This is a genomic window from Streptomyces sp. NPDC020845 (assembly GCF_044334165.1).
In the GTDB taxonomy this organism is placed as follows: Bacteria; Actinomycetota; Actinomycetes; order Streptomycetales; family Streptomycetaceae; genus Streptomyces.
Genome location: NZ_JBIRSJ010000006.1, coordinates 460,558 through 481,652 on the forward strand (window position 1 = coordinate 460,558; position 21,095 = coordinate 481,652).

Consider the following 21,095-nt stretch of genomic DNA (forward strand, 5'->3'; position numbering starts at 1 on the left):
GTCGTGAGTCATCCGTCGTGAGTCATCCGGCGCCGGGGCTAGGACTTGGCGAGGTTGACGCCCGCCTGCTTGAGCTCGTTGTCCTTCAGCCCCCACTTCTGCATGATCTGGTCGTAGCTGCCGTTGTCGATGAGCTTCTGGATGGCCTTGAGCAGGACATCGCGCAGCGGTCCGCCCTTGGGGACGACGGCGCCCTGGTACAGGTCGTCGAACCCGTTGGACTGCCCGGTGCCCGCCAGCTCCAGCTCTCCCTTGGACTGCTGCACGAAGTACGTCAGCGGGGCCTGCGAGGAGAAGAACGCGTCGGCGCGGCCGGACTTCACGGCGAGGATGGAGGACGGCTGGTCCTTGTACGACTGGACCTGGACGGCGGCCTTGCCCTTCTTCGTGCACGCCTCGGACTGCTTCTTGATGACGCCCTCGGCGGAGCCGCCGGCCATGACCGCGACCTTCCGGCCGCAGGCGGTGTCGAGGGAGGTGATGTTCTTCGGGTTGCCCTTGGGCACGGCGAAGACGACGAACTCCCGGACCCAGTCCACGAAGTCGTTGGCGCCCTGCCGCTCCTTGAAGTCGCCGATCGGGCCGATGGCGAAGTCGTAGCGGCCGGCCTTGATGCCCGTCAGCTCGCTGGGCAGCCCGTCCGCGGTCACATGCTCGATCGTGACGCCGAGGACCTTCCCGAGCGCGGCCGAGAGGTCCGCGGAGGCTCCGGTGAGGTTGTGGCCGTCGGAGCCGGCGATCTCGTACGGCGGGAAGGAGCCGTTGTTGACCGACACCAGCTTTCCGGACTTGCGCGCCTTCTCGGGCAGTTGGTCGTGCAGTTCCTTGTCCTCGGTGAGCTGGGACCCCGCCGCGGCGGCCGTCTTCTCGCTCACCGCGCCGTCGGCCTGGGGCGGGTTGGCGCCGCAGGCGGCGAGCAGGACGGTGCAGGACAGGGCGGCGCCGGCGGCGAGGACGAGTCGTCTGGGGGACATATCAGGCTCCGAGGGGAAGGGTGCCGAGGGGAAGGGTGCCCAGGGGACGGACGGTCGGGTCGATGGCGAACCGCCGGTTGGCGAGGACGGGGAGGGTGGAGCGGGCGGCGGCGGTGACGCCCGGGTCGGCTTCGGCCCAGGCCAGGCCCTGGCCGGTGGCGAGCCGGGAGCGCACGGTGCCGAGCGGGTCGACGATCAGGCTGTTGCCGATGTTGCGCGGGCCGGACTCGCCGCTGGCGGCGACCCAGCAGGTGTTCTCCAGGGCCCGCGCGGCGATCATGACCTCCCAGTGGCGTTCCTTGGCCGGGCCGCGCACCCAGGCGGCCGGGAGCGCCAGCACCTCGGCGCCCGCGTCGGTCAGCAGCCGGGCCAGCTCCGGGAAGCGGACGTCGTAGCAGGTCATCAGGCCCACCTTGGTGCCGGCCACCTCGACGACGACGGGCGGTTCGTCGGCGGGGCGGACGTTGGCGGACTCCTGGTCGCCGAAGGCGTCATAGAGGTGGATCTTGCGGTAGCGGGCGATCAGCTCGCCCGCGCGGAGCACCACCAGGGTGTTGAAGACCCGGCCGTCGTCGGAGGGCTCGTGGATGCCCACCACGATGGTGGTGGAGCTGTGCGCGGTGGCGGCGGCCAGTTCGGTGACGAACGGGCCGTCCAGCGGCTGGGCGACCTCGCGGATGCGGTGGCGGTCCTCGGTGAAGCGGGCCAGGACACCCTCGGGGAGGACGAGCAGGTCCGCGCCGCCCCGGTCCGCCTCGGCGGCGAGGTCGAGGCACGCGCCCAGGTTCTCCTTCCAGTCGGGGCTCGCGGCGAACTGTCCTACGGCGATGCGCATGGGGCGGTGCTCCAAGAAGTGTCGGTCGGTGAGGTGGGCAGGGCCGGCGGCGTCACGCGGCGGCGACGGTGGCTGAGGCCGGCGGCAGCGGGAAGACGACGGCGGGGTCGATGGGCTCGGGCGCGATGCCCTGCGCGTACAGCTCCGCGCAGAAGGCCCGGGTCATCGCGGCGTTGTTCTCGGTGCCGTACGGCATCCAGTCCGCGCCGAAGACCTCGGCCGACTCGGTGAGGGAGTGCAGCAGCCAGGGCGTGGTGTCGGCGAGCAGCCGCCGCCGCTCCAACCAGTGGCGCTTGGACGTCTCCAGGCCCGCGAGAAGGGCGGCGGGCAGCTCCGGATGGGCCTCGACGACCTCCTTCTTCAGCGTCACCAGGTGGATCCCGGGCACGAACCCGGTGGCCGCCCAGTAGGCGCGCTCCGCGGCCGGGTGATCGTCGAGCAGATGCCGGAAGCGGCTGTCGGGGGTGAAGAACTCCGGCGGCATGAACGGCGTGAGGATCGCGTCCAGTCGCCCCGCGGCCAGCTCCCCGACCAGGGACTCGCCCTCGGCCATGGCTGTCACGTGTCGCGGCAGCGGACGGTCTCCCAGCCGGTCCTTGCCGACCTCCCCGGCGGCCAGCGGCCCCACCCGCCACTCGATGCCGGACAGGTCCACGCCCGCGGCCCGGATCAGCGCCCGGGTCCAGGTGTTGCCGGAGTCGGGCCAGCCGGTGAGGCCGATTCGGGCACCGGCCAGCCGGTCGAACGAGCGCAGCGGGCTGTCGGCGCGCACCAGGACGCAGCGGTGGCGGAAGCCGCGCATCACGAACGCGGGCAGGCCGACCAGCCGGTCGTCGCCCGCCGCGCGGGCCCGTACGTAGCGGCTGAAGGAGGTCTCCCCGCCGTCGAGGCCAGGCTCGGCGAGCACGTCGGGGGTGACGTCCCGCGCGTCGATCTCGACCCGGAAGCCCGGCACCTGCACCCGCCCGGACATCAGCGGCACCAGGTGGTCCCAGTCGCGGAGTCCCAGACGGATCGTGGGCGATGACACAGCACGCACTCCTAGCGGTTGGTACATGACACGCAAAGCTCATTCATGACGCACATGGCTTGTTTTCATCCATGCGATGACCGGCAGGCTATTGTTCAGAACAGAGGCCAAACAAGATCTAGTTTGTTACTGAACATAGTTTTTCCGTGTCGTAACCTGTGGGCACACAAGCGGCGACGGAGCGCGGATGCGGGCGCAGATGTGGGGGAACGAGCTGGTGAGCGACGGAAACGGCAGAGCCGAGGGACCGGGCGGCAGCTGGTCGACCAGCAAGCTGGCGGGGCACATCAAGGACGCGAGCGCCCGCGGCATCGCGGTCGCCATGACCGATCTGATCCGGTCAGGGGAGCTGGCCCCCGGCAGCTCGCTGCCCACCGTGCGGGCCCTGGCCGGTGAACTGGCCGTCAGCCCCAGCACCGTGGCCGAGGCGTGGGCGGTGCTGCGCCGGCACCGGATGATCACCACGCTCGGCCGGCGCGGAAGCGTGGTCAGCGGCCCCCCGTCGGTCCCGCACCCGGTGCGCTACGAACGCGTCGGCGACTTCGGCACCCATCTCACCCTCGACCTCGCCGTGGCCGCACCGGACCCCGCCCTGCTGCCCCCGCCGGCCGACGCCCTGCTCGCCGGGGCGCGCACCCCCCTGCTCAACGACTACTCCCGCACCGCCATCACGGACGGGCTCCTCGACGCCGTGCGGGACACCTGGCCGTTCGCGCCCGAGGCGTGGATGGCCGTCGACGGCGGCTACGCGGGCGTACAACTGCTGTGCCAGGCGCTGATCGTCCCCGGCGACCGGGTCATGGTGGAGGACCCCACGGCGGCCCGCCTGCTGGACATCCTCGAAGCCCTCGACGCCCAGGTCGTGCCGGTCGCCTGCGACGCCGAGGGCCCGCGCGCCGACGCGCTGGCGCGCGCCCTCGACCAGCGCCCCGCCCTGTTCCTGCATCAGTCGCGGGCCCAGGCCCCCTGCGGCTGGACGCTCAGCGAACAACGGGCCGCGGCCCTCGCCGCCGTCCTGGAGGACGCCCCGAACATCACCGTCATCGAGGACGACGGCATCGGCCCGCTCGCCACACTCCCGGGCGCCAGCATGGGAACGCACCTCCCGGGGCGCACCGCCCTGGTCCGCTCCTACTCCAAGGCGTACGGGCCCGATCTGCGCCTGGCCGTGGTCGGCGGCCCGGGGGAACTGGTCGAACGCGCCCGTGTCCTGCGGACCTTCGGCTCCGGCTGGACCAGCCGCATCCTCCAGGACGCGCTCGCCCACCTGCTCACCGACGCCGCCACCACCCGCCGGGTCCAGGAGGCCGCCGAGCGGTACGGGCTGCGCCGCGGCGCGCTCGCCGAGCGGCTCGCCGGGCTCGGCGTGCCCACCCTCAACCAGGACGGCCTCATGCTCTGGGTGCCCGTGGCCGACGAGACCTCCGCACTGGTCACCCTGGCCGCCCGGGGCGTCACCGTCTCACCGGGCGGCCGCTTCTGCGTCTCCTACTCCCAGCCCCACATACGGGTCGCCACCAGCAGGCTCTCCGAAGACCCGGCCACCCTGGACGACACGGCCGCCCTGCTCGCCCTGGCGGCAGCGGCCACGGCGGACCACCTGCGCTGAGCCGAAAACGCTGAACCGAAAACGCTGAGCTGAAAACGACGCCGCCCCCGTTCGCCCGGCCTGAGAAACGGCCGGGCGAACGGGGGCGGGCGGGAATCCCGGGGGCGGGGCGGATCAGCGGACGGCGTCGGCCCACTCCTGTCCTTCGTGCGCCTCCTCTTCGTACGCCTCGTCCGGGTCGACTTCCGCCGCCGCCGGCGCCTCCTGGCGGTGCTTACCCGCGGCCTTGCGGGCGGGCAGGACCGCGACGACGACCAGGGTTCCGGCGGCCATGATGATGGCACCGATCAGGCTGGTGTGGGCGACGGCGTGGGCGAAGGACTCGTGGACCGCGTCGACCAGGGCCTGGGCCTGTTGGGGGCCGCCCTGCGGGTTCTTCGCGACCTGCTCGGCGACGGCGAGGCCGCCACCCGCCGAGTCCTTGGCGGTGTCCAGCGCGGCGGCCGGGAGGTGGCCGCCGACCAGGTCGGTCAGCTTGTCGCGGTAGGCGGTGCCCAGCAGCGAGCCGAGGATCGCGATGCCCAGGGAGCCGCCGAGCTCCAGCGCGGTGTCGTTGGCGCCGCCGCCGACGCCCAGCTCCGATTCGGGGAAGGAGCCCATGATGGTGTCGGTGGCCGGGGACAGGCTCAGGCCGATCGCGAAGCCGAGCAGCAGCAGAGGCGCCAGGAAGTCGGTGTACGTCGAGCCCGACTCGATCCGCGTGAGCAGCAGGACGCCGACCGTGCCGATCGCCATACCGGTCCCCACCACGAGCTTCACACCCAGCTTCGGGGCCAGTCGGCCGGTCACCGCGGCGCCGACGAAGACGGCTCCGGCCAGCGGCAGCAGTCGGACGCCGGTGTCCAGCGCGTTGTAGCCGAGGATGAACTGCAGGAACTGGGTGGCGTAGTAGATCGAGCCGAAGGTGCCGAAGAAGAAGAACAGCACCGCGAGCATGGAGCCGCTGAAGAGGCGCTCCTTGAACTTGCGCACGTTCAGCATGGGGTGCGGGTGGCGCAGCTCCCAGGCGACGAAGGCCAGCAGGCCGACGCCGGCGACCACGGCCGCGGCGATGGGGCCGGTGCCCCAGCCGAAGTGCGGGCCCTCGATGGTCGCGTAGACCAGGCTGCCGACGGAGACGATCGAGAGCAGACCGCCGACGAAGTCGATCCCGCCCATCTTCTCCGCCTTCGACGGCGGCACCAGAAGCAGTGCGCCGACGACGCCGAGGACCGCAATGGGGACGTTCATCAGGAAGGTGGAGCCCCAGGCGTGGTCCTGCAGCAGCCATCCGGCGGCCAGCGGGCCGGCGGCGATGGCGAGTCCTGAGGTGGCGCTCCAGGCCGTGATGGCCTTCGCGCGCTCCGCCTTCGGGAACATCGCGACCAGCAGGGACAGGGTGGCCGGCATCACGACGGCGGCGCCGACGCCCATGATCGCGCGGGCGGTGATGACCAGGTTGGTCTCGTCGACCAGGCCGCCCATCACCGAGCCGCCCGTGAAGATCAGCAGGCCCAGGATCAGCGCGCCGCGGCGGCTGTACTTGTCGCCGATCGAGCCGAGCACCAGCATCAGCGCGGCGTAGGGGACCGTGTAGCCGTCGATGACCCACTGCAGGTCGCTGCTGGACAGGCCCAGGTCCCAGGTCATGTCCGGCGCCGCCACGATCAGCGATGTGTTCGCCATGACGACGATCAGCAGGCTCAGGCACAGCACCAGCAGGGCCCACCAGCGCCGTGGATAGGGAGTCGTCATCTTCTCGGCGGGCGTGTTGGCAAAGAGCGGCATCAGAAGCTCCTCGGGGCGAAGCGGCGGAGGTGAGAGGGGATGCGTGGGCGCGGCCGCGACGCTGCGGGCGGCACTGTGAGCAGTTATTTGCCCAACGATGTGCAGACTAGTTTGTTGCCCATCGATGTGCAAATATCGAGGCGCCCTCCCCGTCGACCGGAGGTCCGACATGACCAGCCCACGCGCCGGCGGCCCCGGTCGCCGCCGGACGCGGCCCACCCGGGCCCGCATCCTCGAAGCGGCGAGACAGGAGCTCGGCCGCGATCCCGACAGCAGCCTCAGCGATATCGCCGAGGCCGCCGGCGTGGTGCGCCGTACCGTCTACGCGTACTTCGCCGGCCGGTCCGCGCTGATCGAAGGGCTCGCCGCAGAAGCCGCGGAGGCACTGCGGCGCGCCCTGGCGGCCGTGGCGGCCCCCGATCCCGACGCCGGCACCGCGCTGGCACGGTTCGTCCTCGCCCTGTGGCCCGTCGGCGACCGCTATCGCACGCTGCTGAGACTCGCGCCCCAGGACCTGCGGGCGGAGCGCGTGGACGAAATGCTCGCCCCCGCCCGCGAGATGGCGACAGCGATCATCGAACGCGGGCAGCGGCAGGGCGTCTTCCGGACCGACGTCCCGGCCGCGCCGCTCAGCAGAGCGCTCGAAGCGTTTCTCCTGGCGCTCCTGGAGTGTGTGAACGCCGGGAGTTGGAGCGACGACGGCACACGCGCCGCGACAGCCGCCCTGATCGCGGTGGGGGCGGACGGCGGCCACGCCGCCGCACAGGTCCATGGGCTCAGCCGCCCCGAACCCGTCGGCGCCTGAAAGCCCCGCGCCCGAATCCCCGTACGCACGAGAGGAATGCCATGTACCACTACCAGCACGACGACGAGCCCCTGTACCGGGAGCCCAAGTACGAAGAGCCCGGGCAGTACGATCACGCCGCCGGGTACATGAGCCCCCCGACCCCGGCCCGGCGGCGCAAGATCATCGCTGTCGCGTCCCTGACGGCGCTGTTGATCGGCGGTGTCGTGGTCGACCGGGTCGCCGCGACCCGCGCGGAGAGCCGTACGGCCAAGGCGTTCCAGGAGGGCATGGGGACCGCCGAGCCGCCATCGGTGCACGTCAGCGGCTTTCCCGTACTGACACAGCTGGCCCGGGGCAGCCTCCGGCACGTCGACATCACCGCCCACGACGTGCCTGCCCGGGGGACGTCCCGGCCGCTGCCGGTGACAAAGCTGACCGTCGGCCTGGACGGGCTGAAGACCTCGGGGAGCGCCGACGACGCCCATGCGCGCAGCGTCGAGGCGACCGCCTTCCTGTCGTACGAGGACGTGTCGGACGCCCTCAGCCTGGAGGTCTCACCGGGCGACGAGCCGGGCCGGATCGACGCGGCGGTCAGCCTGCCGCTCGCCGGTGACATGACCGTGAGTGCCGCCGTCTCGGCGGCGAGCGGCAACCGCATCGCCTTCACGGACGTACGCGTCACCCGGGGCGAGCTGATCCCTCCCGCGAAGGCACTGCTCGACCGGGCGCTGCGCGAACCCGTACCGCTCCAGAACATCCCCGAGGGGCTGCGGCTGCGGTCGGTCACCGCCACGGAGAGCGGGATCAGCGCCCATTTCACCGGCAAGGCGGTCACCTTCCGTCCCGGTGCGACATCCGCGTGATCGCCTGGCAGCGTCCGGTACGCGCTCAGCCCTCGGCGGCCTCGGCCCGCGCCTCCGCCGCCACGCCCTCGACGGTCGCGGTCGCCGCCGGCTCCGACACGCCCGCCGCGAGCAGCGTGGTCACCGCGGTGCGCGTCCCGTCGTCGTCCCACGTGCCGGTGTTGACGCTCTCCAGCAGGGAGAGGGTCAGGGCCTCCAGGGCGGCGCTCAACACGGCCGCGGGCAGATGGTCGTGGAACACCCCGGCGCGCTGGCCTCGTTCGAGGATGGCGGTGGCCTCGTCGCGGGCCGGGGCGACGATCTCGGACACCCGTTGCGTGCCCAGGTCCTGACGGGCGAGCGCGAGGAGCAGCCGGTAGCGGTCGCCCACGGGCCAGATCGACAGGACGAAGCGGGCCAGGGCGCGCTGGGGCGGCTCGTCAGTGTCGGGGGCGGGCTCCCGGCTCACGGCGCCGCGCAGGGCCTCGGACGCCTCCTCGGCAAGAGCGTCCAACAGGGCCGCGCGGCCCGGAAAGTGGCCGAAGAGCGTACGGCGGACGACGCCGGCGGCGCGCGCGATCTCCTCCAGGGTCACATCGGGGTTCCGGCCGAGCTCCTGCCGGGCGGCGGCCAGGATGCGAGCCCGGTTGGAGCGCGAGTTGCGGCGCATCGGTTCGCGGATGACGGGCTTGCTCACGGCGCTCACCCCTTGTCAGTCGAGTTCGGGCAGTGGGCGCCGGGCGACGTCGCGGGCGTCGTCCGGTGGGACGCCCAGCATGCGCAGCAACATCTCGGCCAGGTTCGACGCGGCCTCGTCACCGTCGAGTTCCGGGCGGGCGAACCGCAGCTCCACGAGCGCCAGCAGCGAACCGCCCAGGGCGGTCACCGCGACGGTCGGGTCGGCGATGGCGAACCGGCCGGAGGCGACGCCGGCCTCCAGATCACGTACGGCGCGCGGGGCAAGACCCGAGGCGGACTGGATGTGGCTGAGGCCGCGGTGGCGCAGGACCTGCATCAGCTCGGGCCGGGAGTCGGCAAGGCGCGTGCTGAGGCGGAAGCCCGCCGCGACGAGTTCCGCCGGGTCGTCGATGCCCTCCAGGCGCTCGTCGAAGGTCTGGCCGAGCTCTTCGAGCGCGTCCCGCACCGCCGCGTCGAACAGTTCCGCCTTCGACTCGAAGTGGTTGTAGAAGGAGCCGAAGCCGACGTCCGCGCGCTCCGCGATCGCCTGGATGCTCGCGCTGGTGTCCCCGGTCTCGGCGAGTACCTGCCGAGCCGCCCGGACGAGCGCCTGACGGGTCTCGGCGCGACGCCGTTCGAATCGGTTGCGGGGCGGGGCTGACGTCGGCATACGCGCGAGTCTAGCAACGGGGATCGCGATGCCACAGTTCTGATGAATACATCACTTTACTTAACTTCACCGTTGACGATTGATGAGTCAATGCTGATGATTTCCTCATCTTGGCAATGATGCTTACGAGGGCGAACGCAAGCCCCACGCCCGCCATATGATCCGGCTCGCGGTCGCCATGGGCTGGGCCATGACCGGCGGCCAGGACGGTGCCGCCGTCGTCCGCCGGGGCGCCCTGGGCGCGGCCGTCCGCGTCCCCGGCCTGAGCGCGGCAGCGGCCCGCGACCTCAGCCCGGCCCTGACCGCCGGCCCGCTCGTACCCCGTCGCGCCCTCCCCCACAGCCGCGCGCTCATGGGCCGCTTCTGCCCGCAGCCATGGGTGACCGCCGACGGGCGGCGCGCCCGCCTCGACGAACTGCTCGGCGACTCGTTCGCCGTGCTGACCGCCGTACCGCTGTCCCCCTCGCTGAAGGCGGTGGCCGACGGCCTCGGCGCCCGGACCGTCGCCGTGGCCGGCCTCGGCGACGACGGCCACCTCGCCGACTGGCTGCGCCGGGGCCGGGCGGACGCCGTGCTGCTGCGGCCGGACCGCGTCGTGATGGACGTCGTCCCGTCCGGCGGCCGCGGCTTCACGGCCACGGCCGACTGGGCGTCCCTGCTGCACAGCGCGCGAAGCCCCCTTCCTTCCCCATGGACCGACCGGACACGCCTGTTGAGGAGCGCGACGCGATGAGCACGCCGTACCCGGAACCGTTCTTCACGCCCGATCCGGAGGCCGTCGCCGCCGGCCGCATCGCGGAGTTCGCCCACCGCGTCGGGGTGGACGGCTCCGACTACGCCGCCCTGCACCGCTGGTCGGTCACCGATCTGGAGGGCTTCTGGGGCGCGGTGTGGGAGTACTTCCACATCGCCGCGGACACCCCGTACGAGCGGGTCCTGGCCAAGGAGACCATGCCCGGTGCCCGCTGGTTCCCCGGTGCCACCCTCAACTACGCCCACCACGCCCTGCGCAACCTCGGCGACGACGACGTGGCGATCGTCGCCCTCGACGAGACCGGCGCCGGGTACGAGGTGACCGGGGAGCGGCTGCGCTCCCCGGTCGCCTCGGTGGCCGCGACCCTGCGCGACCTGGGGGTGGGGCAGGGAGACAGGGTCGTGGGCCATCTGCCCAACACGCCGCACGCCGTCATCGCGTTCCTGGCCGCCGCGAGCCTGGGCGCCGTTGGTCGGTGTGCGGGCAGGACTACGCCCCCAGGGCCGCCGCCGACCGGTTCGCCCAGCTCGAGCCGACGGTGCTGATCGCCACCGACGGCTATCTCTTCAACGGCACCACCCACGACCGCCGCGAGGCCGCCCTCGAACTGGCCCGCGCGCTGCCGACGTTGAAGGCCACGCTGCTGGTGGACCACATGGGCCTGCCCTGGCCCGATGCCGATCCCCCGTCCCTGATGGTGCCGTGGGAGGACGCGGCCGCCCGCGCCGAGGAGCTGGTCTGCACGCCCGTGCCGTTCGACCACCCCCTGTGGGTCGTGTTCTCCTCCGGCACCACCGGCCTGCCCAAGGGCATCGTCCACGGCCACGGCGGTGTGCTGCTGGAGCATCTGAAGACCCTCGGCCTGCACTCCGACCTCGGCCCCGGCGACCGCCTCCTGTGGTACACCACGACCCACTGGATGATGTGGAACCTCGTCGTCTCCACACTGCTGACCGGCGCGACCACCTGCACCTACGACGGCAGCCCGGCGCCCTCCGCCCGCCCGGACCTGTGGGAGCTGGCGGCCCGGCACCGGGGCACGGTCTTCGGCACCAGCCCCCAGTATCTGCTGGGCATGGCCAAGTTCGGCATCGACCCGTCCGTGCACGACCTGTCATCCGTCCGGGTCGTCGGCTGCACCGGCTCCACCCTGCCGGCCTCCGCCTACCCGTGGGTCCGCGACCACGTCGGCGACCGCGTGCTGCTCGCGTCCATCAGCGGCGGCACCGATATCGTCTCGGGCTTCGCCGGGAGCGCGCCCACGACCCCCGTGTGGGCGGGCGAACTGTCGGCCCCGCACCTCGGCGTGGCCCTGGCCGCGTACGACGCCGAGGGCCTGCCGGTCGTGGACCAGGTCGGCGAGCTGGTCGTCACCCGCCCCCTGCCCTCGATGCCGCTGTACTTCTGGAACGACCCCGACGGCACCCGCTACCGCGACGCCTACTTCTCCTGCTATCCGGGCGTCTGGCGGCACGGCGACTGGATCACGGTCACAGGCCGCGGCTCGGTCGTCGTCCACGGCCGCTCCGACTCCACCCTCAACCGCAATGGCGTGCGTCTGGGCAGCGCCGACATCCACGACGTGGTCGAACGCCTCCCGGAGATCGCCGAAGCGCTCGTCATCGGCGCCGAGGAACCCGATGGCGGCTACTGGATGCCGCTGTTCGTGGTCCCGGCGGCCGGGGTGACGCTGGACGACGGGCTGCGCGAGAGGATCAAGGAGGCGATCCGCACCGGCGCCTCACCGCGCCATGTCCCCGACGAGATCATCGATGTCCCGGCCATCCCGTACACCCGTACCGGCAAGAAGCTCGAAGTCCCCGTGAAACGCCTGCTCCAGGGCGCGCCCGCCGAGCAGGTCGTCAATCCGGCCGCGGTGGACGCCCCCGAACTCCTCGACCACTACGCCCGGCTGGGTGCCGACCGCCGCGGCCGAAGGGCCCTCAGTCGTCGGGAACCCCCGGGCCGCTGAGGGCCGGGACGGTCTTCTCCGGGCGGGCGAGGGAGCGGGCGCCGAGCCGGAACTGGGTGAGTTTGTCGATGATGGTCCGGCCGACCGGGGCGTGGCCCCAGACGGAGATGCCCTGGTGGGTGCTTGGCTCCCAGGTGGTCTCGTCGATGACGAGGGGGTTCCAGCCGACCTCCCATTCGAAGCCCGACGGGGTGCGGGCGTAGTAGGAGAGCTCCTTGTCGTTGGTGTGCTGCCCGACCGACAGGGCCATCTCGAAGCCGAGTTCGTGCACGCGCTCGTAACTGCGGGCCAAGTCGTCGAGACCGGCGGCCTGAATGTTGAGGTGCTGGACGCGGGTGCGGACCGGGTCGATGGGCAGACCGCGGACGGCGGCGATCGCGATGGAGTGGTGGCGTTCGTCGACCCGCAGGAAGCGGATCTTGAGTTTGACGCCGCTGATGGTCTCGTCGATGTAGTCGGTGAGCCGGGCGTCGAAGACGGTGTTGAAGTAGCCGCGCATCAGGGTCGGCTTGGCCGAGGTGATCGCGACATGGCCCATGCCCGAGTCGCCCGTGACCCATCCGGACGCGAGCATCCGCAGGGGTTCCGGGGAGATGACCGGCGTGGTGTAGATCTCCTGGGCGATGCCCTTGGGGCCAGGGAAGCGCAGCAGTCGTTCCACGCCGCGCGCCTTCGCCTCCTCGGCGGTGCCCTCGACGACGGGGACGCCGTGGGCGCGTATACGGGCCTCGATCTGCTCGAAGGTGGTGTGGTCGTCGAGGTGCCAGCCGGTGGCGACGGCGTCTGGAGGCGTTCATCGCCGTCGCCGACCTGATGGGCTGGGAGCACGCCTGCGACCTCTTCCCCCTGATGGACGCCGCCGACGACCTCGTACGGCCGCTCCAGGACCGCGAGGTCCGGGTGGACCGCGAAACCCTCAGCCTCGGCTACGCCGGTGTCTACTCCAGCTTCCTGCGCCACGCCGAGGCCGCCGCCGCCCGCTACGGCCTCGGCACCCGCGCCATCCTCGTCGAGGTCGGGCGGCGGGGCATGGTCGGCGGCCAGGAGGACATGATCACCGACGTCGCGCTGGACCTGGCCGCCGCCGCACAGGCCGCCTCCTGATTCGTACGGCGGCACTGCGCCGAGCCCCGGCCGAAGCTTGGGTTCCAGCGGCCGGGGCACGGCGGACCCGCAGGTCAAAGGAGTCCCTGTGGCCTTATCTTGGCGCGCATGCAGTCATACACGATCGGCCAGGCGGCACGGCTCCTCGGCGTGAGTCCGGACACCGCACGGCGGTGGGCGGACGCGGGCCGGGTGGCGACCCACCGCGACGAGAGCGGGAAACGGCTCATCGACGGAAAGGACCTGGCCGCGTTCTCCGTGGAGCTCGCCAAGGGCGGGAGTACGGAGGAAGAGGCGCCCTACACCTCGGTCCGCAACGCCTTTCCCGGCATCGTCACCGCGATCAAGCTCGGTGATGTAGCGGCACAGGTGGAGATCCAGGCCGGACCGCACCGGCTCGTGTCGCTGCTCACCCGGGAGGCCGTGGAGGAACTGGGGCTGGAGGTCGGTATGGAGGCCACCGCCCGGGTGAAGTCGACGAACGTGCACATCGACCGCGTCTGACACCCGGCCCGTTCCCCGATGCGTCGCCGTCAGGTCCACGCGGTGTATCCGCCGTCCACCCGGATCGCGTCGATACCGCTGATGTACCGGGTGCCACAGCGGTCCTGGGGCAGGACCAGCTGAGGGCCCGCGCGGTCGAGCGGGGTGTCGTCGAGGGTGACCGCGAGCAGGACGGGGGCGCGGCCGAAGTCCGGGTCGATCTCGGCCCAGGACAGCAGCGCGCGGTGGCCGTCCGTGCCGCGTACGGCGATCAGGAAGCGCAGCCGGTCCTTGCGGCGGGCCGCGTCGAAGACGGGACCGGCGTCGGTGAGGACGTCGTGCAGAAGCGGTCCGGTGAAGTGGTGCTGCTGGACACCGCTGGTGGCGCATTCGAAGGCGACCTGTGCCCGGTGCTGGGGCCAGGCGAGAAGGTCGGGCACGGTCAGACGGGCCGGACGGGCCAGATCACCTGCGAGGACGAGTTCGGCCACCGGACCGGCGGCCGTACCGGCGGCTGTGAGGGACTGGCTCACGAGGTACCACCTCCCTGGTGACCCGTACCCGTACAGCCATCCCGTACAAACGCATATGCCATGCCAACGCACGGAAGATCCAGCTCATGCAATGGGACGGCAGGGTTTCCCCTCGCAAGTGCGGAAGTATCATCAACGCCTGACCAGAGTCAGGACCAGCAGGACCAGAGGGAGTGGACCCGTGATGACCCGTTCCGCGCGCCGGACCCGCCGGATGCTTCAGGTGGCCGGCGCAGGTGCCGCCGCCCTGCTGACCCTGAGCGCCTGCTCCTCGTCCGACTCGGACTCCTCCGCCTCGGACAAGCTGTCCGGCGAGGTGACGGTCTTCGCCGCGGCCTCGTTGCAGGAGAGCTTCGGCACGCTCCGCGACACGTTCGAGAAGGAGCACCCGGGCACGAAGGTCACCTTCAGCTTCGGCGGCAGCGACAGCCTCGCGGCCAGCATCACCGGTGGCGCCCCGGCCGATGTGTTCGCCGCCGCCAGCCCCAAGACGATGAAGATCGTGACGGACAAGGGCGACGCGGCCGGCACCCCGGCCACCTTCGTGCGCAACCAGCTGGAGATCGCCACTCTGCCGGGCAACCCCGACAAGGTCGCTTCCCTGAAGGACCTCACCAAATCGGGTCTGAAGGTCGTGCTGTGCGACAAGACGGTGCCCTGCGGCGCCGCCGCGCAGAAGGCCCTGGACGCGAGCAAGCTCAAGCTCACCCCGGTCTCCTACGAGCAGGACGTCAAGTCCGCCCTGAACAAGGTCGTGCTCAAGGAGGCCGACGCCGCGGTCGTCTACAAGACCGATGTGAAGGCGGCGGGTGACAAGGTGGAGGGCGTGGAGTTCCCCGAGTCGGCCAACGCCATCAACGACTACCCGATCGCCCTGCTCAAGAACGCCCCCAACGCCAAGACGGCCAAGGCGTTCATCGAGCTGGTGCGGTCCGCCGAGGGCCAGAAGGTCCTCGCCGAGGCCGGGTTCCTCAAGCCGTGACCGCACCGGAGAAGACCGGCGCCGCCGCGGACACCCTCATCAGGGGCCCGCGGCGGCGCCGCGTCCGCGGGGGCGTACCGCTGCCCCTCCTGCTGCCCTCGCTGATCGGCCTGGCCTTCCTGCTGGTCCCCCTCGTCGCCCTGCTCATCCGGGCTCCCTGGAGCAGCCTCCCCGACCTGCTGACCAGCACCGAGGTCTGGCAGGCCCTCCAGCTCTCGCTGGTCTGCGCCACCGCCGCGACCGCAGTGAGCCTGGTCCTCGGGGTCCCGCTGGCCTGGCTGCTCGCCCGCGTCGAGTTTCCCGGCCGCGGCCTCGTACGCGCCCTGGTGACCCTGCCGCTCGTCCTGCCGCCGGTCGTGGGCGGTGTGGCCCTGCTGATGGCGCTCGGCCGCAACGGCGTCGTCGGACGCTGGCTGGACTCCTGGTTCGGGATCACGCTGCCGTTCACCACCACGGGCGTCGTCGTGGCCGAGGCGTTTGTCGCGATGCCGTTCCTGGTGATCAGCGTCGAGGGCACCCTGCGCGCCGCCGACCCGCGCTATGAGGAGGCCGCCACCACCCTCGGCGCCTCCCGCTTCACCGCCTTCCGCCGGGTCACGCTGCCGCTGATCGCTCCGGGCATCGCGGCGGGCGCCGTGCTCGCCTGGGCGCGGGCGCTCGGCGAGTTCGGCGCGACGATCACCTTCGCGGGCAACTTCCCCGGCCGTACGCAGACGATGCCGCTCGCGGTCTACCTGGCCCTGCAGAACGACCCGGAGGCGGCCATCGCGCTGAGCCTGGTGCTGCTGGCCGTGTCGATCGCGGTGCTGGCCGGGCTGCGCGACCGCTGGATGGCCCCCGCATGACCGACGCCGCCAAGACCGCCCACCACGCGGTCACCCCAACCATCCACGGGCTGGATGCCCGTCTCGTGGTCGAGCGCGGCTCCTTCCGCCTCGATGTGGCGCTGACCGCGGCGCCCGGTGACGTGGTCGCGCTCCTGGGGCCCAACGGCGCGGGCAAGACCACCGCCCTGCGCGCCCTGGCCGGCCTCGTCCCGCTCACGGACGGCCATCTGCGGCTGGACGGCGCCGTACTGGACCGTACGCCGCCGGAGTCCCGCCCGGTCGGCGTGGTCTTCCAGGACTACCTGCTGTTCCCTCATCTCTCGGTGCTCGACAACGTGGCCTTCGGCCCCCGTTGCCACGGCGCGAGCAAGGCACAGGCCCGCGCGCAGGCCGCCGAATGGCTGGACCGCATGGACCTGGCCGCCCACGCCGGGGCCAAGCCCCGCCGGCTCTCCGGCGGCCAGGCCCAGCGCGTCGCCCTCGCCCGCGCCCTGGCCACCCGTCCGCGGCTGCTGCTCCTCGACGAACCGCTCGCCGCCCTCGACGCCCGCACCCGGCTCGACGTCCGGGCCCAACTCCGCCGCCACCTATCCGACTTCGAGGCGGTCGCGGTCCTGGTCACGCACGATCCGCTGGACGCCATGGTGCTGGCCGACCACCTCGTCGTCGTCGAGGACGGCCGCGTCGTCCAGGAGGGCACCCCCTCCGACATCGCCCGCCGCCCCCGTACGGACTACATCGCCCATCTGGTCGGCCTCAACCTCTACAAGGGCCGGGCCGAAGGGCACACGGTCAGCGTCGACGGCGGCCCCGGGATCACGACCACGGAGGACCTGACGGGCCCGGCCTTCGTCGCCTTCCCGCCGAACGCGGTGACCCTGCACCGGGACCGCCCCACCGGCTCCAGCGCCCGCAACCTCTGGCGCTGCGAAGTCGCCGGTCTGGAAACCCACGGCGACCAGATCCGCGCCGCCCTCACCGGCGAACTGCCCCTGGCCGCCGACCTGACCACGATCGCCGCCGCCGAACTCGACCTCCGCCCCGGAGCCACGGTGTGGGCCACGGTCAAGGCGGCCCAGACACACGCGTACCCCGCCTGAGGTCCTGAGGTCAGTACACGTCGCGTACGTAGCGCTTATCGGCAGCGAGCTGTTTGACGTATGCCTCCGCCTCGGCCTCGTCCAGGCCACCGTGGACGGTGGCGATCTCCCGCAGGGCCCGGTCGACGTCCTTGGCCATACGGGAGGCGTCGCCGCACACGTAGAGATGGGCGCCGTCCAGCAGCCAGGACCACAGCTGCGGACCGTGTTCGCGCATCCGGTCCTGGACGTAGATCTTGGCGCGCTGGTCACGGGAGAAGGCGGTGTCCAGGCGGGTGAGCGTGGACTCGGCGAGGAACGCGGCCAGCTCCTCCTCGTAGTAGAAGTCGGTCGCGCTGTGCTGTTCCCCGAAGAACAGCCAGTTCGGGGCGCGGTGGCCGCGGGCCCTGCGCTCCTCCAGGAAGCCGATGAAGGGCGCTATGCCGGTGCCGGGGCCCACCATCACCACCGGTGTGGCGGGGTCGGCGGGCGGGCGGAAGTGCGGCGCCGGCTGGACGCGGACCGGCACCGGGGCGCCGGGCTCGGCGTCGGCGAGGAAGGGGGAGCACACGCCCTGGCGGGGGCGGCCGCGCAGATTCTCATAGCGGACGACGGAGACCGTCAGCGACACCAGATGGGGGTCCGTGAGGGGGCTGGAGGATATGGAGTACAGGCGGGGCTGCAGCCGCCCCAGCACATCGGCCCACTCCTGCGCCCCGGCGCGTAGCGGAAATTCAGCGGCCACGTCGACGGCCTGGCGCCCCCAGGACCACTGCGCCAGCCCGCCCTTGTTGTCCGGGCGCAGCAGCTTCCGCAGCTCGCGCGGGTCGCGAGCGCGGTCGGCGGCGAAGCGCAGCAGATCGGGGGTGATCCGGGTGATGTCCAGGTGGCGCAGCAGGGCCTCGGCGAAGGGCATGTCTCCGACGCCGGTGAGCGACACGGTCGCGGCCGCGTCCAGACCGGTGACGGCCAGCCACTCCGCCACCAGCTCCGGCCAGTTGACGGGGTGCACGGACAGGGCGTCCCCGGCCTCGTAGCGCAGCGGGATGTCGCTGTCGCGGGTGTCGAAGGTGAAGCGCCGGACCTCCTTGCCCGCGCCGGGCAGGCTCAGCAGGCGGTTGCCGGTCAGGCGTGCGGTGACGGGGGCGGCTCGGCCCGACCGGGGAGCCGCCGAGGCGGCGGGGGCCGGGGCGGGCGCCGGGGGCTCGGTGCTCTGCAGCGCGATGATCACCTGGTCGAGCCAGGCCTTGGCCTCGTGCTCGTAGTCCGGTTCGCAGTCGGCGCGCGGGGCCAGCCGTACCGCGTCCAGCTCCTCCAGGCGCCGGTCGAGGCGGCGGCCGTGGCCGCAGAAGTCGTCGTACGAGGAGTCGCCGAAGGCCAGAACGGCGTAGCGCCTGCCCTTGAGGCGCGGGGCGTCGGGCGAGGCGAGGGCGTCCCAGAACCCGGCGCCGTTGTCCGGGGCGTCGCCGTCGCCGAAGGTACTCGTGATCAGCAGCAGGTCGGCGTCGTACGGCAGCGCGGCGGGGTCCGCCTGCTCCATGGGCAGGAGGGAAGCGAGGTGGCCGTCGGCGGCGAGCCGCTGCGCCGCGGCGTTCGCGAACTCCTCGGCGTTCCCGGTCTGCGACGCCCAGAGGATCACGACCTGGCGGCGAGAGAGCCGCGCGGGGCCGCCGGGGCTGTGCGCGGTGGCATGCGTGGCCTGGGCCCTGGAGTACATCCCGGCCAGCACGCCGTTCACCCACAGCATGTGCTCCGGGCTGAACGGGGCGTCCGGCGGCAGCACCGGTACGCCCGGGGCGCCGGACGGGATACCGGTCAGGAAGCCGGTCAGATAGCGGCGTTCGTGTTCGGCCAGGACCGGCGGCGGCGCGGGGTCAAGACCGAACGGGGCGGGACCGGACGCCGGAGGCAGCGCGACGGAGGCCGGAGCCGTGACCTGTGCGCCCGCCGTGACCGGGGCCCGCACCGTCACCGGGGTGGCCACCTTGGTCAGCGACACCGCGCACACCTTGAGCTCGGGCTGGAACGACAGCGGATCGACGGCGTCGCTGGTCACCGCGTTGACGCTCAAGTACTCCCCGAACAGGTCGTTCCAGTGGAACGGCGCGAAACAGCAGCCCGGCCGCACCCGGTCCGTGACGACCGCGGGCAGCACGGCCCGCCCGCGCCGCGAGGCGACCTCCACCGAATCCCCCTCGGCGAGGCCCAGCCGGGCCGCGTCCCGGGGGTGCACCTCCACGAAGGGGCCGGGGTTGAGCTTGTTCAGCTTGGGCACCTTGGCCGTCTTGGTGAGGGTGTGCCACTGGTGCTGGAGGCGGCCCGTGTTGAGCACGTACGGGTAGTCGTCGTCCGGCATCTCCGCCGCCGGGAGGTGCGGACGGGCGTAGAAGACCGCCCGGCCGCTCGGGGTCGGGAAGGTCGGCGCACCGTCCTCGCCGACGTACCGTATCGGGTTGCGGTCGGGCCCGTCCGCGGTCGCCGCCGGCCACTGCACCGGGGTGGTGCGCAGCCGCTCGTAGCTCACCCCGCGCAGATCCCAGCCGGTCGCCGGGTTCCAGGCGCGCTTGATCTCCTCGAAGACCTCCTCGGCGCTGTCGTACGCGAAGCCCTGCTCGTAGCCCATCGCGCGGGCCACAGCCGCGATGATCTCCCAGTCCGCCATCGCCTCGCCGGGCGGATCGGCGGCCGGCCGGGCGAGGGTGAGGTTGCGCTCACTGTTGATCAGGACGCCCTCCGCCTCGGTCCACAGCGCGCCGGGCAGGACGACATCGGCGTACGCGTTCGTCTCCGTTTCGGCGAACACGTCCTGGGTGACGACGAACTCGGCGGCCTCCAGGCCCTCGATGACCGTCTTCCGGTTGGCGACGGACGCGACCGGGTTGGTGCAGATGATCCAGCACGCCTTGATGTCCCCCTCGGCCATCTTCTGGAACATCTCGACCGTGCCCTTGCCGACGCCGTCGGCGCGCAGCGCGCCCGGCTCCAGCGCCCACAGCTCCTCGACGAAGTCACGGTCGGCGTCGGCGAGCACGGACCGCTGTCCGGGGAGCCCCGGGCCCATGTAGCCCATCTCCCGGCCGCCCATGGCGTTGGGCTGCCCGGTGAGGGAGAAGGGCCCGCTGCCGGGGCGGCAGATCTTGCCGGTCGCAAGGTGGAGGTTGATCAGGCTATTGGTGTTCCAGGTGCCGTGCGTGGACTGGTTGAGCCCCATCGTCCAGCAACTCGTCCACTCCCCCGCCTCGCCGATCAGCCGGGCCGCCTCGCGGATGTCGTCCTCCGGGATACCGGTGATCTCCGCGACGGCGGACGGCGGATAGTCCGCGAGGAAGCCGGGCATCGCCTCCCAGCCCTCGGTGTGCGCGGCGATGAACTCGGGGTCGGTGTGGCCGTTCGCATGCAGCAGATGCAGCAGCCCATTGAGCAGCGCCAGATCCGTACCCGGCTTGATCTGCAGAAACAGATCGGCCTTGGCCGCGGTGGCGGTGCGCCGCGGATCGACGACGATCAGCTTGGCGCCCGCCGACTTCACCCGGTCCATCATCCGCAGGAAGAGGATGGGATGGCAGTCGGCCATGTTGGCGCCGATGACGAGGAAGACGTCCGCCGCATCGAAGTCCTGGTACGAGCCGGGCGGCCCGTCCGCGCCCAGCGACAGCTTGTAACCGGTACCGGCGCTGGCCATGCACAGCCGGGAGTTCGACTCGATCTGGTTGGTCCGGATGAACCCCTTGGCCAACTTGTTCGCCAGATACTGCGCTTCCAGGCCCATCTGCCCGGAGACATAGAGAGCGACCGCGTCCGGCCCGTGCTCGTCGATGATCGCCCGCAGGCGGCGGGCGGTCTCCGCGACGGCGTCCGCCACGGGCGCGGGCTGCGGCTCCTCACCGCGGTCCGACCGGACGAGGGCCGTGGTCAGCCGCCCCGGGGCGGCGAGCATGTCCGCGGTGGTGGCGCCCTTGGTGCACAGTCGGCCGAAGTTCGCGGGGTGCTCCTTGTCCCCGGCCGCCTTCAGCACCGTACGCCGCCCGTCCGGCCCCCTGCCGACATCGAGGACCATGCCGCAGCCCACCCCGCAGTACGAGCAGACCGTCCGCACCTTCGTCGTGCCCTCACTCCGCGAGCCCGGCACGGCCACGGGCGCCTCCCTTGCTGTGCTCGGTCCGATCCCA

15 protein-coding genes and 4 pseudogenes are annotated in these 21,095 nt (G+C 72.0%); 10 read left to right on the forward strand and 9 right to left on the reverse strand.

From position 1 onward, the window contains the following. Window positions 1-38: 38 nt before the first annotated feature. From ACH4U7_RS17785 to ACH4U7_RS17795, 3 genes are read right to left on the reverse strand one after another with little or no spacing between them, the layout of a single operon-like run. The gene (locus ACH4U7_RS17785) at window positions 39-974 is read right to left on the reverse strand and encodes an ABC transporter substrate-binding protein (protein ID WP_398528823.1); all 936 of its coding nucleotides are present in this window, start codon (window positions 972-974) and stop codon (window positions 39-41) included. Between the two features lies 1 nt (window position 975). Next, entirely contained in the window at window positions 976-1,809 is an 834-nt protein-coding gene (locus ACH4U7_RS17790) for a nitrilase-related carbon-nitrogen hydrolase (protein ID WP_398528824.1), read from the reverse strand. Window positions 1,810-1,861: 52 nt separating this feature from the next. After that, the gene (locus tag ACH4U7_RS17795) at window positions 1,862-2,839 is read right to left on the reverse strand and encodes a hypothetical protein (protein WP_398528825.1); all 978 of its coding nucleotides are present in this window, start codon (window positions 2,837-2,839) and stop codon (window positions 1,862-1,864) included. A gap of 187 nt (window positions 2,840-3,026) precedes the next feature. Here ACH4U7_RS17795 and ACH4U7_RS17800 point away from each other — a divergent pair, with 187 nt between their 5' ends. Then, the gene (locus ACH4U7_RS17800) at window positions 3,027-4,448 is read left to right on the forward strand and encodes an aminotransferase class I/II-fold pyridoxal phosphate-dependent enzyme (protein WP_398528826.1); all 1,422 of its coding nucleotides are present in this window, start codon (window positions 3,027-3,029) and stop codon (window positions 4,446-4,448) included. Window positions 4,449-4,562: 114 nt separating this feature from the next. Here the strand turns inward: ACH4U7_RS17800 and ACH4U7_RS17805 are convergent, their stop codons facing one another. Next, on the reverse strand, window positions 4,563-6,215 hold the full coding sequence (locus tag ACH4U7_RS17805; protein WP_398528827.1) for an MFS transporter: 1,653 nt from the start codon (window positions 6,213-6,215) through the stop codon (window positions 4,563-4,565). Window positions 6,216-6,384: 169 nt separating this feature from the next. Here ACH4U7_RS17805 and ACH4U7_RS17810 point away from each other — a divergent pair, with 169 nt between their 5' ends. Together ACH4U7_RS17810 and ACH4U7_RS17815 are read left to right on the forward strand one after the other, a co-directional pair. After that, window positions 6,385-7,020: a TetR/AcrR family transcriptional regulator gene (locus tag ACH4U7_RS17810; RefSeq protein ID WP_398528828.1), complete on the forward strand. Its 636-nt coding sequence runs from the start codon at window positions 6,385-6,387 to the stop codon at window positions 7,018-7,020. Between the two features lie 41 nt (window positions 7,021-7,061). Then, window positions 7,062-7,865: a DUF2993 domain-containing protein gene (locus ACH4U7_RS17815; protein WP_398528829.1), complete on the forward strand. Its 804-nt coding sequence runs from the start codon at window positions 7,062-7,064 to the stop codon at window positions 7,863-7,865. A gap of 25 nt (window positions 7,866-7,890) precedes the next feature. Here the strand turns inward: ACH4U7_RS17815 and ACH4U7_RS17820 are convergent, their stop codons facing one another. Beyond that, the gene (locus ACH4U7_RS17820) at window positions 7,891-8,541 is read right to left on the reverse strand and encodes a TetR/AcrR family transcriptional regulator (protein WP_398528830.1); all 651 of its coding nucleotides are present in this window, start codon (window positions 8,539-8,541) and stop codon (window positions 7,891-7,893) included. Window positions 8,542-8,556: 15 nt separating this feature from the next. Beyond that, window positions 8,557-9,192: a TetR/AcrR family transcriptional regulator gene (locus ACH4U7_RS17825; RefSeq protein WP_398528831.1), complete on the reverse strand. Its 636-nt coding sequence runs from the start codon at window positions 9,190-9,192 to the stop codon at window positions 8,557-8,559. Window positions 9,193-9,310: 118 nt separating this feature from the next. On the opposite strand from ACH4U7_RS17825, the pseudogene ACH4U7_RS17830 reads away from it, so the two are divergent. Continuing rightward, window positions 9,311-9,925: pseudogene (locus ACH4U7_RS17830) on the forward strand (3-(3-hydroxyphenyl)propionate hydroxylase); the annotation flags it as partial. Continuing rightward, window positions 9,922-11,918, forward strand: a pseudogene (locus ACH4U7_RS17835) (acetoacetate--CoA ligase). The pseudogenes ACH4U7_RS17830 and ACH4U7_RS17835, both read left to right, overlap by 4 nt. Here the strand turns inward: ACH4U7_RS17835 and ACH4U7_RS17840 are convergent. Then, window positions 11,890-12,702, reverse strand: a pseudogene (locus ACH4U7_RS17840) (VOC family protein); the annotation flags it as partial. The pseudogenes ACH4U7_RS17835 and ACH4U7_RS17840 overlap by 29 nt on opposite strands. Between ACH4U7_RS17840 and ACH4U7_RS17845 the strand changes: the two are divergent. Together ACH4U7_RS17845 and ACH4U7_RS17850 are read left to right on the forward strand one after the other, a co-directional pair. Further along, a pseudogene (locus tag ACH4U7_RS17845) lies at window positions 12,699-13,022 on the forward strand (4-hydroxy-2-oxovalerate aldolase); the annotation flags it as partial. The pseudogenes ACH4U7_RS17840 and ACH4U7_RS17845 sit on opposite strands and share 4 nt — an antisense overlap. Before the next feature lie 108 nt (window positions 13,023-13,130). Further along, entirely contained in the window at window positions 13,131-13,526 is a 396-nt protein-coding gene (locus ACH4U7_RS17850) for a molybdopterin-binding protein (protein WP_043486606.1), read from the forward strand. Between the two features lie 29 nt (window positions 13,527-13,555). On the opposite strand, the gene ACH4U7_RS17855 is transcribed toward ACH4U7_RS17850, so the two are convergent. Further along, the gene (locus ACH4U7_RS17855; RefSeq protein WP_398528832.1) at window positions 13,556-14,038 is read right to left on the reverse strand and encodes a molybdopterin-dependent oxidoreductase; all 483 of its coding nucleotides are present in this window, start codon (window positions 14,036-14,038) and stop codon (window positions 13,556-13,558) included. A 184-nt stretch (window positions 14,039-14,222) separates the two neighbouring features. Here ACH4U7_RS17855 and modA point away from each other — a divergent pair, with 184 nt between their 5' ends. Genes modA through ACH4U7_RS17870 form a run of 3 tightly spaced genes read left to right on the forward strand, consistent with a single transcriptional unit; the run spans window position 14,223 to window position 16,947 of the window. Beyond that, window positions 14,223-15,020, forward strand: coding sequence for a molybdate ABC transporter substrate-binding protein (gene modA / locus ACH4U7_RS17860; RefSeq protein ID WP_398528833.1), 798 nt, complete (start codon window positions 14,223-14,225; stop codon window positions 15,018-15,020). Continuing rightward, window positions 15,017-15,865 carry a molybdate ABC transporter permease subunit gene (gene modB / locus ACH4U7_RS17865; protein WP_398528834.1) on the forward strand — a complete coding sequence of 283 codons (849 nt, stop codon included), beginning with the start codon at window positions 15,017-15,019 and terminating at the stop codon, window positions 15,863-15,865. The genes modA and modB overlap by 4 nt, the downstream gene beginning before the upstream one ends. Further along, window positions 15,862-16,947 carry an ABC transporter ATP-binding protein gene (locus ACH4U7_RS17870; protein ID WP_398528835.1) on the forward strand — a complete coding sequence of 362 codons (1,086 nt, stop codon included), beginning with the start codon at window positions 15,862-15,864 and terminating at the stop codon, window positions 16,945-16,947. The genes modB and ACH4U7_RS17870 overlap by 4 nt, the downstream gene beginning before the upstream one ends. 10 nt (window positions 16,948-16,957) lie before the next feature. On the opposite strand, the gene ACH4U7_RS17875 is transcribed toward ACH4U7_RS17870, so the two are convergent. Next, a complete protein-coding gene (locus ACH4U7_RS17875) occupies window positions 16,958-20,983 on the reverse strand; it encodes a molybdopterin-dependent oxidoreductase (RefSeq protein WP_398528962.1) in 4,026 nt (1,341 codons plus the stop codon). Window positions 20,984-21,095 lie beyond the last annotated feature (112 nt).